The organism is Pseudomonas fluorescens (assembly GCF_001648775.1).
Classification (GTDB): Bacteria; Pseudomonadota; Gammaproteobacteria; order Pseudomonadales; family Pseudomonadaceae; genus Aquipseudomonas; species Aquipseudomonas fluorescens_M.
The window spans coordinates 1-10,918 of record NZ_LVEJ01000033.1 but is presented as its reverse complement, the minus strand read 5'-3'; the positions used below and the strand labels follow the sequence as shown (position 1 = coordinate 10,918).

The window sequence follows — 10,918 nt, the reverse complement described above, 5'->3', positions numbered from 1 at the left end:
GATCAAGGTTTGCTGAACAGGCCCGAAGCACCAACACAGGTGTTGCTGCTTCGGGTTTTGGTGCAGGGCTGCGGCTTAGTTGTCGTAACCCAGGTTCGGCGCGAGCCAGCGTTCGGTCACGCTCAATTCCTGACCTTTGCGCGAGGTGTAGCTGGCGACCTGATCCTTGTCGACCTTGCCGACGGCGAAGTACTGCGCCTGCGGGTGGGCGAAGTACCAACCGCTGACGGCGGCCGCCGGGAACATTGCGTAGTGCTCGGTCAGGAACACGCCGCTGCGGCCGGCACGCATCTCTTCGGCCTCCGGGTCGAGCAGAGCGAACAGCGCCGCTTTCTCGGTGTGATCCGGGCACGCCGGATAACCTGGAGCCGGGCGGATGCCGCTGTATTGCTCTTTGATCAGCGCTTCGTTGTCGAGGACTTCGTCCTTGGCATAACCCCAGTGTTCTTTACGCACTTGCTGGTGCAACCATTCGGCGCAGGCTTCGGCCAAACGGTCGGCCAGGGCTTTGACCATGATCGAGTTGTAGTCGTCGCCAGCGTCCTGATAAGCCTTGGCGACTTCTTCGGCACCGATGCCGGCGGTGGTGATGAACCCACCAACGTAGTCAGTCACTTCGCTATCCTTGGGTGCCACGAAGTCGGCCAGCGAGAAGTTTGGCTTGCCGTCGGTCTTAATGATCTGCTGGCGCAGGTGATGCAGTTTGGCCAATGGCTGGCCGTCATCGCCGTACAGTTCGATGTCGTCGTCATGCACTTGATTGGCCGGCCAGAAGCCGAACACTGCGCGCGCGCTGATCAACTTCTCGTCGATCAGTTTGGCGAGCATTTCCTGCGCGTCCTTGTACAGCGAAGTCGCGGCTTCACCGACCACTTCGTCTTCGAGGATGCGCGGGAACTTGCCGGCCAGGTCCCAGGAGATGAAGAACGGCGTCCAGTCGATGTATTCGGCCAGAACCTTGAGGTCGATGTTGTCCAGCACTTTGCTGCCGGTGAAGCTCGGTTTGACTGGCTGGTAGTTCGCCCAGTCGAACTGTGGCTTCTTGGCGATCGCGGCGGCGTAGCTCAGGCGCTCGGTGCGGGCGCTGCGGTTGGCCGTGCGTTCGCGCACATCGATGTATTCCAGACGGGTCTTCTCGACGAAACCGGCCTTCAATTCTTTCGACAGCAGCTGCGTGGCCACGCCGACCGCACGCGAGGCGTCGGTCACGTAGACCACGGCATCGTTGCTGTACTTCGGTTCGATCTTCACCGCGGTGTGCGCTTTGGAGGTGGTCGCGCCACCGATCATCAGCGGCAGGTGGAAGTCCTGACGCTGCATTTCGCGAGCGACGTGGACCATTTCATCCAGCGACGGGGTGATCAGGCCAGAGAGGCCGATGATGTCGCACTTCTGCTCTTTGGCGACTTGCAGAATCTTCTCTGCCGGGACCATCACGCCGAGGTCGACGATGTCATAGCCGTTGCAACCGAGCACTACGCCAACAATGTTTTTGCCGATGTCGTGCACATCACCTTTTACGGTGGCCATGAGGATCTTGCCCTTGGCTTCCGGTTTGTCGCCCTTTTCCAGTTCGATGAACGGGATCAAGTGCGCAACCGCCTGCTTCATCACGCGGGCGGATTTGACCACTTGCGGCAGGAACATTTTGCCGGCGCCGAACAGGTCGCCGACGATGTTCATACCCGACATCAGCGGACCTTCGATCACTTCGATCGGACGGGCGAACGACTGGCGCGACTCTTCGGTGTCTTCAACGATGTGCGTGGTGATGCCCTTGACCAGCGCATGCTCCAGACGCTTGTTGACCTCCCAGCTGCGCCACTCTTCGGTCTCGGCTTCCTTGACGCTGCCGTCGCCCTTGTATTTGTCGGCGATGGCGAGGAGGGCGTCGGTACCGTTTGGCGTGCGGTTGAGCACGACGTCTTCAACGGCGTCGCGCAGCTCTTGCGGGATCTGGTCGTAGATTTCCAGTTGCCCGGCGTTGACGATGCCCATGGTCAGGCCGGCGCGGATCGCGTACAGCAGGAACACCGAGTGAATTGCCTCGCGCACCGGGTTGTTGCCACGGAACGAGAACGACACGTTGGACACGCCACCCGAGCTCAGCGCGTACGGCAGTTCGTCGCGGATGTAGGCGCAGGCGTTGATGAAGTCGACCGCATAGTTGTTGTGTTCTTCGATACCGGTGGCGACGGCGAAGATGTTCGGGTCGAAGATGATGTCTTCCGGCGGGAAGCCGACTTCGTTGACCAGAATGTCGTAGGAGCGTTTGCAGATCTCTTTCTTGCGCGCTTCGGTGTCGGCCTGGCCGGCTTCGTCGAACGCCATCACCACTACCGCGGCGCCGTAGCGCTTGCACAGTTTGGCGTGATGGATGAACTGCTCGACGCCTTCTTTCATGCTGATCGAGTTGACGATGCCCTTGCCCTGAATGCATTTCAGGCCGGCTTCGATGACTTCCCATTTCGACGAGTCGATCATGATCGGCACGCGCGAGATGTCCGGCTCACCGGCGATCAGATTGAGGAAGGTCACCATGGCCTTCTTCGAATCGAGCATGCCTTCGTCCATGTTGATGTCGATCACCTGCGCGCCGGCCTCGACCTGTTGCAGGGCGACTTCCAGGGCTTCGGTGTAGTTATCTTCACGGATCAGGCGGGCAAATTTGGCAGAACCGGTGATGTTGGTGCGCTCGCCGACGTTGACGAACAACGAGCTGCGATCGATGGTGAACGGCTCCAGACCCGAGAGGCGGCAGGCCTTGGGGATGTCCGGGATTTCACGCGGCGCATAACCGGCGACGGCTTTGGCGATGGCTTCGATGTGGCCCGGTGTGGTGCCGCAGCAACCGCCGACGATGTTGAGGAAACCGCTCTGGGCGAATTCTTCGATGACCTTGGCGGTTTGCGACGGCAGTTCGTCGTACTCGCCGAATTCGTTCGGCAGGCCGGCGTTCGGGTGCGCGGATACGTGGGTGCTGGCCTTGTTCGACAGCTCTTCCAGGTACGGACGCAATTCACTGGCGCCGAGCGCGCAGTTGAGGCCGACGGAAATCGGCTTGGCGTGCGCCACCGAGTTCCAGAACGCTTCGGTGGTCTGGCCCGACAGGGTGCGGCCGGAGGCATCGGTGATGGTCCCGGAAATCATGATCGGCAGTTCGATGTGCAGCTCTTCGAACACGCCTTGCACAGCGAAGATCGCCGCTTTGGCGTTGAGGGTGTCGAAAATGGTTTCGATCAGAATCAGGTCGGCGCCGCCCTCGATCAGGCCTTTGGTGGCTTCGGTGTAGTTCTCCACCAGTTCATCAAAGGTGACGTTGCGGTAGCCCGGGTTGTTGACATCCGGTGACAGCGAACAAGTACGGCTGGTCGGGCCGAGCACGCCGGCGACGAAACGCGGCTTGGCCGGGTTCTCGGCGGTCTTGGCGTCGGCGACCTTGCGGGCCAGGCGTGCGCCTTCTACGTTTAACTCGTAGGCCAGTTCTTCCATGCCGTAGTCGGCCATGGAAATGCGCGTGGCGTTGAAGGTGTTGGTTTCGAGAATGTCGGCGCCGGCATCCAGATAGGCTTTCTCGATGCCGCCGATCACGTCCGGACGGGTGATGACCAGCAGGTCGTTGTTGCCCTTGACGTCACTCGGCCAGTCCGCGAAGCGTTTGCCGCGATAATCCTGCTCTTCGAGCTTGTAGCTCTGGATCATCGTGCCCATGCCGCCGTCGAGTATCAGGATGCGCTCTTTGAGAGCTTGCTTGAGAGCTTGAAGGCGGACGCTGCGATCGGACATTTGGACTACTCGGAAAGACCATTACGAAGGAGCGGGATCATAGCAAACCTGTGCGCTTTTGGAGCATGCGGGGCTTTTGCATGAATATCGTTCATGTTGGTGCGAGCGTCATACTGTAGACTCGCGGCGTTTTTTTCAGGATCGGGATCACGGGCATGTCGTACCGCGTCATCAGCATTGTTTTGCTGTTTTTAAGCTGGGGCGCCGCTGCGCAAGAGCCCTCGATCTCGTATACCCGTGATATCCAACCGATCTTCACCGAGAAGTGCGTGGCCTGCCATGCCTGTTACGACTCGGCGTGTCAGCTCAATCTGGGCAGTGGCGAGGGCGCGGCCCGGGGCGCGAGCAAGATGCCGGTCTACGATGGCGAGCGCACCCAGGCGGCGCCGACCACTCGATTGTTCTACGACGCCTTTGGCAAACGTGCCTGGCAGCAAAAAGATTTCTATTCGGTGCTTGATGCGCAGGGCAGTCAGGCGGCGTTGATGGCGCGCATGCTGGAGTTGGGCCACAAAACGCCGCTGACGCCCAACGCCAAACTTCCGGAAGACATCGTGCTGGGCCTCAACCGCGAGAACATGTGCGCGCTGCCGGCCGAGTTTGAGGGTTATGCCGGCGCCCATCCGAAAGAAGGCATGCCGCTGGCGGTGACCGGACTGACCGATCAGCAATATCAGACCTTGCAGCGCTGGCTGGCCTCGGGGGCGCCGATTGACGAACAAGGTCTGGCACCGAGCGCCAAAGAGGCGCTGCAAATCGTCCAGTGGGAAAACCTGCTCAACACCCCCGGTGCGCGACAAAGTCTGGTCGGGCGCTGGCTGTACGAGCACTGGTTCCTCGCGCACATCTACTTCAAGGACGGTGAGCCGGGGCATTACTTCCAGTGGGTGCGTTCGCGCACGCCGAGCGGTCAGCCGATCGACCTGATCGCCACCCGTCGTCCCAACGACGATCCGGGCACTCAGGTGTATTACCGCTTGTGGCCGGTGCAAGGGGTGATCGTGCACAAAACCCACATCACCTATCCGCTGAGTGCGGCGAAGATGGCGCGGGTCAAAAGCCTGTTTTACAGCGGCAACTGGCAGGCCAATGCCTTGCCGGGTTACGGCCCGCAGAGCCGCGCCAATCCGTTTGCCACGTTTGAGGCGATTCCGGCGCAGGCGCGTTATCAATTCATGCTCGATAACGCCGAATATTTCGTCCGCACCTTTATTCGCGGCCCGGTGTGCCGTGGGCAGATCGCCACCGACGTAATCCGCGACAACTTCTGGGCACTGTTCCAGGCACCGGAACACGACCTGTATATCACCGACCCGAACTATCGCGGCCAGGCCACGCCGTTGTTGGCGATGCCGGGGCAGAACGACGATGTCGGCAGTGTGCTCAGCCTGTGGCATAACTACCGCAACAAGCGTAACGAATACGAGGCTTTGCGCCGTGACAGCTATGCCGAAGTGCCCGCGCCGAGCTGGTCGACCCTGTGGGCCGGCAACGACAACGCGCTGCTGAGCATTTTTCGCCACTTCGACAGTGCTTCGGTGACCAAAGGCCTGATCGGCGAGGTGCCGCAGACAATGTGGCTGTTCGACTATCCCTTGCTCGAGCGCACCTATTACCAGTTGGCGGTCAATTTCGATGTGTTCGGCAACGTCTCCCATCAGGCGCAAACCCGCCTGTATTTCGACCTGATCCGCAACGGCGCCGAGCAGAACTTTCTGCGCCTGATGCCCGCCGATTCGCGCGAAGACTATCTCGACGATTGGTACCAGAGCAGTGGCCAGTTCAAGATGTGGCTCGATTACGAGGCCATTGATGACGACAAACCGACCGCGCTGAAACTCGATGAGAAAGACCCGAAATACGACTTCGCCATGCAATTGCTGGCGCGTTACGGCGACCTCAATGCCCGGCCGGATCCGATCAACCGTTGCGAGGGCGCTTATTGCTCACGGCCGAACATCGAACCGGCACTGCAAAATGCTGAACAGGCATTGAGCCGCCTGACTTCGCGTCCGGCGGCCGGTTTGAAGGTGATTGATCAGCTCCCTGAAGCGACGATGCTGCGCATTGAAACCGCCAGCGGTAAGCGCGAGGTCTACAGCCTGATGCGCAACCGCGCGCACAGCAACGTGGCGTTCCTTCTCGGTGAATCGCTGCGCTATCAGCCGGGGCTCGACACGCTGACCATTTACCCGGGCGTGCTCAGCAGCTACCCGAACTTCATCTTCAACATTCCGGCCGACCAAGTGCCCGCGTTTGTCGACGCGATGGAAAACGCCAAGGACGCCCACCGTTTCGAGAAAATCGTCGAACGGTGGGGAATTCGGCGCAGTCACCCGCAATTCTGGTTCTATTTCCACGACCTGAGCCAGTACCTGCACGAAACCGATCCGGTGGAAGAGGGCGTGCTGGACATGAACCGCTACGAGAATCTTTGATCATTTGAAACAGGCCGACTGTCACAGCTTCAGGTAACACACAAATCCCCTGTGGGAGCGAGCCTGCTCGCGAAGGCGGAGTGTCAGGCACCGAATACATTGAATGTGCCGTCGCTTTCGCGAGCAGCCTCGCTCCCACAAGGTGAAGTGTGTTTTTGCAATTGTGAGCGGGAGCGGTCGATGTTGATTTCAGTGCAAGCCCTGCGTGCGCTGGCCGCGTGGACGGTGGTCTGCCACCACTTCATGCAGATTTTTTTCGACTTCAAGGCGCGCGGGCCGGTCGGTCAGTTTTTCATCGACAAAGGCGCAGTGGGCGTCGATATCTTCTTTGTCATCAGCGGGCTGGTGATCTTCCTGTCTACCGAGAGCAAGCCGCTGCCACCGGCGCGGTTTCTGCTGTATCGGCTGTTTCGCATCGTCCCGGCGTACTGGCTGTACACGCTGCTGATGGCGCTGCTGGTGGTATTTGCCCAGCCGTTGCTGCCGGATCAAACGGTGGACTGGCCGCATCTGCTGCTGTCGTTGTTGTTCATTCCCACAGAGAACCCCGGCGGTTACGGCATCTATCCGACGCTGAATGTCGGCTGGACGCTCAATTACGAAATGCTCTTCTACCTGCTGTTTGCCTGGGCGCTGCTGTTTCGCTTGCAAGTGCGCCTGCTGGTGGTGGCGGCGCTGTTGTTTGCCGTGTGTCAGACCTGGACCGGGTTTGGCTGGATCAGTCAGTTCTATCGCTCGGACATCGTCTACGAGTTTTTATTGGGGATTGGCATCGGCATGCTCTATCGCCGGGGCTGGATCGGCGCCGGCCTGTGGCTGCCGCTGCTGGCGATCGGCGCGGCATTGTTGACGATCTACCACTTGGCACCCGCGCCAAGGCTGCTGAACTGGGGCGTGCCGAGCGCAGTGCTGGTGATGGCGTGTATCTCGCTTGAGCGGTATGTCGAGCGCAGCCGTGTGCTCAAACTGCTCGGTGATTGCTCGTATTCGGTGTACCTGATGCACGTTCTGGTGCTGTCGGCGGGGGGATTTGTCGCGCAGCGCTACGCAATCAACCCGTATTTGATGTTTGCCGTGTGTGCGCTGGCGATCGGCGTCGGCTCGTGGTTGAGCTACGAATGGGTGGAAAAGCGCAGTTACCATTGGCTCAAGGCGCAGGTCGACGAGGAGCCCGACGAGAATCTTTCCCGACAAAAATACTAGGACTTTGTCCGGCGCAATGATTGGCGTAAACTGCGCCCAAGCCTGCGAGGAGTTTCCATGACCGCTATTACCATTACCGACGCCGCCCACGATTACCTGGCTGATCTGCTCTCCAAGCAGAACACCCCGGGCATCGGCATCCGCGTCTTCATCACCCAGCCTGGCACCCAGTACGCCGAAACCTGCATTGCCTACTGCAAGCCGGGCGAAGAAAAACCTGAAGACACCGCGCTGGGGCTGAAAAGCTTCACCGCGTATATCGATTCGTTCAGTGAAGCGTTTCTCGATGACGCCGTTGTTGACTACGCCACCGACCGCATGGGCGGCCAGCTGACCATCAAGGCGCCAAACGCCAAAGTACCGATGGTCAACGCCGACAGCCCGGTCAACGAGCGCATCAACTATTACCTGCAAACCGAAATCAACCCGGGGCTGGCCAGCCACGGCGGTCAGGTCAGCCTGATCGATGTGGTTGAAGACGGCATCGCCGTTCTGCAATTCGGTGGCGGTTGCCAGGGCTGCGGCCAGGCAGACGTGACTTTGAAGGAAGGCATCGAGCGCACACTGCTCGAACGCATCCCGGAGCTCAAGGGCGTTCGCGACGTGACCGACCACACGCAGAAAGAAAACGCCTACTACTAAGGTGTTCGCTGCGGACAAGAAAAACGGCGCCCCGTGAGCGCCGTTTTTTTATGCGTAACTTTTACCGACGCCTTCGCGAGCTAGCTCGCTCCCACATTTGATCGCATGCCAAATGTGGGAACGAGCTTGCTCGCGAAGGTGGCTTCATGGGCGATAGAGATGCGCATGCCCGGCGCGATACAGCGATGACTCGCTGAACACTTCACTGCCCAGCACGCGCCCAACCAGAATCAACGCCGTACGCCGAAACCCTTTGGCCTCGACCTTCCCGGCAATATCCGCCAGCGTCCCCACCACCCAATCCTGATCCGGCCATGTCGCCCGGTGAATCACCGCAATCGGGCAATCCGCGCCGTAATGCGGCAACAGCTCGGCCAGAATCTTATCCAGATGATTAACCCCCAGATGAATCGCCATGGTCGCGCCATGTTGCGCCAGACTGCCGAGTTCTTCGCCGGCCGGCATGGCGGTCTTGTCGGCGTAGCGGGTCAGAATCACGCTTTGCGACACGTCCGGCAGAGTCAGCTCTGCGCCCAGCAGCGCGGCACAGGCTGCCGTTGCCGTCACACCGGGAATGATCTCGAACGGGATATTCAACTCGCGCAGATAACGGATCTGCTCACCGATCGCACCATAGAGGCTCGGATCCCCCGAGTGCACCCGCGCCACATCCTGGCCTTGGGCATGCGCGGTTCTGATCAATTCGATGATCTGTTCCAAGTGCAATTCAGCGCTGTTGACCACCGTTTCAGCCTGATGGCCGTCGAGTACCGCCGCCGGCACCAGCGAACCTGCGTAGATAATCACCGGGCAACTGCGGATCAGCCTCTGGCCTTTGACAGTGATCAATTCCGGGTCGCCGGGGCCGGCGCCGATGAAGTAGACGGTCATCGTTGAATCCTGAGTAAAAGAGGGCACGACCGCGTTGCAGATGAACAACGCTCATGATCAATGGCGGGGATTATCGGGATTTTACGCAGCGCCGGCCAATGCCAGGGTTGCCTGCGCGTATTTTTGCCGGGAAATCAGCAGTTTTGCCGGGGCCTGAATCAGCTGTTCGGCGAGTGCCAACGCTGCACTTTCCGCTACGCCGTAGCAACCGGTGCGCTCGTAGGCAATTTGCGAATGGTGGCTGAGTCGTTGCTGATAACTGGCCAGTTCTGCACTGCTGAAGTACAGCAGAGGCAGGGCTAGTTGGGCCGCCAGTTCCTGCAAACCGGGTTCATCGCGTTTCAAGTCAATGCTGGCCAACGCCTTGACCGCTTCAAGTTCAATGCGATGGGCCTGTAACGCCTGATCGAGCAATGCGCGCAGCGTGCTGGCCGGGCAGCCGCGCTGGCAACCCAGGCCGACCACGAAGGTCGGCGCTGCGCTGTCATCGGTCATGCGTGGTATTGGCCATCGCTTTTGCGGCGGAACAACCAGGCGCTGATCAGCCCGAGGGCCAGCCAGAACGCCACGTTGGTCAGCTGCGAAGCGATTTTGAACTGCGCTTCCAATGCTTGCGGTGCGAGCATTGAATGCACTTCCGGTTGCGGTGCGCCGATCACGTGCGGCACAGCAAGGATCGCCACACCGAGGACTTTCATCAGCCAGTGACGGCTGAACACGATCAGTGCCAGGCCGACCGCGGTCGACGCGGCAGTACCGATCCACCACATCTGTCGCGAGGCCAGATCAGCCGCCGCGGTGCCCGGCAGTTCCGGCGGCAAGCCCAACGTCGGCGCGAGGACGAACGTCGCATAACCGGCCAGACCCCAGAGCAGGCCTTGCGAGGTTTTGGTCGGTGCGCGCAGGGTGTAGAGGCCGGCGAGCATCAGGGCAAAACCAACCGCCACCACCAGATTACCGCCGGTGGTCGAGACCACGCGCTGCCAGCCGTCTTCCGGCTCCCAGGCTTCGGCGTCGTGGCTGTGACCGGCCATGGCGCCTTCGGCGTGTTCATGAGCGGCGACGGGCTCGGCTTTCTCGAAGGTTTCTGCCTGCAGAATCAGCGGCGAAACCCAGAAGCTTTGCAGCAGAGTGAGGAGCAGGGCGGCCAGCAGACCGGTGAAACCTGCGGTTTGCGCAATACGCTTGATCATGTCGACAGGTCTCAGTGGCACGGGAACGCGGCGCTGTGGCGGGTATCGTGAGCGGCGTTGTGCACCGCTTCGATGTGCGAGAAACCGGCGAAGTAAACCAGGCTGGCGCCGAGGATCGACGCGAAGATCGCGGCGCTCAGGCGTTGGCTCAGTGTCGCGGTGCTGGAAATTTTGTCGGTGTTGCTGCCGGTGCTGCTGATGATCGACATGGCGCTTCCCTCTGGAGTGTCAGCGGGTGAATAGAGCGCATGAAAACCCCTGCGGGTCAGGCTCGCAGAGGTTCGAACAGCGCCCGCCCACCGCGGGTTTGTTATGTTCAGCGACGCACAAAATGCGCGCTGTGTGTTGCGGGCCGGTCTCCGGGCTCACGAGGGGTTGGCGTCAGGCCGACCTGCAAGCGTCACCTTCCCATGCCTTGCAGACACAGTGGCTTTGACGCTTCGCTCGCTTACCGTTGCGGGGGCAGCACCGGACTGACATGGGCTTGAGTAAAGCACATGATTCACCGGTTTCCCGTTTCACCCTGTGAAGGGCACCCGTAACAAGGTGTGTAGGAGAGCATGGGGGTGGGGTTTTGGTCAATTTTTGGGTGTATATCCGTTGCTGCGGGTGTTGCTGATTAGGGTTCCGCCCTTACGGCGGGTCACCTTTTCCAAACGCCGAAAAAGTAACGCAAAAGGCTTGCTCCTACGTGCGGCCCGCTCGCTGGGGCTCGGGGTTCCTTCGCTGCGGGATCGATCCGGGCGCAGCGCCTACGGTTTGATT

8 protein-coding genes and 1 riboswitch are annotated in these 10,918 nt (G+C 60.2%); of the genes, 3 read left to right on the top strand and 5 right to left on the bottom strand.

All coding sequences use genetic code 11. The features are described 5' to 3' along the window. Nucleotides 1-75: 75 nt before the first annotated feature. Nucleotides 76-3,786 carry a methionine synthase gene (gene metH, locus A8O26_RS26600; RefSeq protein ID WP_064120612.1) on the bottom strand — a complete coding sequence of 1,237 codons (3,711 nt, stop codon included), beginning with the start codon at nucleotides 3,784-3,786 and terminating at the stop codon, nucleotides 76-78. A 155-nt stretch (nucleotides 3,787-3,941) separates the two neighbouring features. Between metH and A8O26_RS26595 the strand changes: the two genes are divergently transcribed. The 3 genes from A8O26_RS26595 to nfuA all read left to right on the top strand — a co-directional run bounded on the left by A8O26_RS26595 (nucleotide 3,942) and on the right by nfuA (nucleotide 8,069). Further along, nucleotides 3,942-6,224, top strand: a complete 2,283-nt coding sequence (locus A8O26_RS26595) for a fatty acid cis/trans isomerase (RefSeq protein ID WP_064120611.1) — start codon at nucleotides 3,942-3,944, stop codon at nucleotides 6,222-6,224. A 180-nt stretch (nucleotides 6,225-6,404) separates the two neighbouring features. After that, the gene (locus A8O26_RS26590) at nucleotides 6,405-7,427 is read left to right on the top strand and encodes an acyltransferase family protein (protein ID WP_064120610.1); all 1,023 of its coding nucleotides are present in this window, start codon (nucleotides 6,405-6,407) and stop codon (nucleotides 7,425-7,427) included. A gap of 57 nt (nucleotides 7,428-7,484) precedes the next feature. Next, the gene (gene nfuA, locus A8O26_RS26585) at nucleotides 7,485-8,069 is read left to right on the top strand and encodes a Fe-S biogenesis protein NfuA (protein ID WP_003225494.1); all 585 of its coding nucleotides are present in this window, start codon (nucleotides 7,485-7,487) and stop codon (nucleotides 8,067-8,069) included. A gap of 144 nt (nucleotides 8,070-8,213) precedes the next feature. Here the strand turns inward: nfuA and cobM are convergent, their stop codons facing one another. From cobM to A8O26_RS26565, 4 genes are all read right to left on the bottom strand, one after another. Further along, complete coding sequence (gene cobM / locus A8O26_RS26580; RefSeq protein ID WP_064120609.1) at nucleotides 8,214-8,960, bottom strand: precorrin-4 C(11)-methyltransferase; 747 nt, start codon at nucleotides 8,958-8,960, stop codon at nucleotides 8,214-8,216. 81 nt (nucleotides 8,961-9,041) lie between these two features. Next, nucleotides 9,042-9,455, bottom strand: a complete 414-nt coding sequence (locus A8O26_RS26575) for a cobalamin biosynthesis protein (RefSeq protein ID WP_064120608.1) — start codon at nucleotides 9,453-9,455, stop codon at nucleotides 9,042-9,044. Continuing rightward, nucleotides 9,452-10,153, bottom strand: coding sequence for a CbtA family protein (locus tag A8O26_RS26570; protein ID WP_064120607.1), 702 nt, complete (start codon nucleotides 10,151-10,153; stop codon nucleotides 9,452-9,454). Before A8O26_RS26570 ends, A8O26_RS26575 begins: the two co-directional genes overlap by 4 nt. An 11-nt stretch (nucleotides 10,154-10,164) precedes the next feature. Beyond that, entirely contained in the window at nucleotides 10,165-10,362 is a 198-nt protein-coding gene (locus A8O26_RS26565; protein ID WP_034152302.1) for a CbtB domain-containing protein, read from the bottom strand. A gap of 124 nt (nucleotides 10,363-10,486) precedes the next feature. Continuing rightward, nucleotides 10,487-10,708: riboswitch (cobalamin riboswitch) on the bottom strand. Between the last annotated feature and the right edge of the window lie 210 nt (nucleotides 10,709-10,918).

Coding starts and splice junctions, on each gene's coding strand:
- A8O26_RS26590 (WP_064120610.1), top strand. CDS start 6,405: ATGTTGATTTCAGTGCAAGCCCTGCGTGCGCTGGCCGCGTGGACGGTG.
- A8O26_RS26565 (WP_034152302.1), bottom strand. CDS start 10,362: ATGTCGATCATCAGCAGCACCGGCAGCAACACCGACAAAATTTCCAGC.
- cobM (WP_064120609.1), bottom strand. CDS start 8,960: ATGACCGTCTACTTCATCGGCGCCGGCCCCGGCGACCCGGAATTGATC.
- A8O26_RS26570 (WP_064120607.1), bottom strand. CDS start 10,153: ATGATCAAGCGTATTGCGCAAACCGCAGGTTTCACCGGTCTGCTGGCC.
- A8O26_RS26595 (WP_064120611.1), top strand. CDS start 3,942: ATGTCGTACCGCGTCATCAGCATTGTTTTGCTGTTTTTAAGCTGGGGC.
- A8O26_RS26575 (WP_064120608.1), bottom strand. CDS start 9,455: ATGACCGATGACAGCGCAGCGCCGACCTTCGTGGTCGGCCTGGGTTGC.
- nfuA (WP_003225494.1), top strand. CDS start 7,485: ATGACCGCTATTACCATTACCGACGCCGCCCACGATTACCTGGCTGAT.
- metH (WP_064120612.1), bottom strand. CDS start 3,786: ATGTCCGATCGCAGCGTCCGCCTTCAAGCTCTCAAGCAAGCTCTCAAA.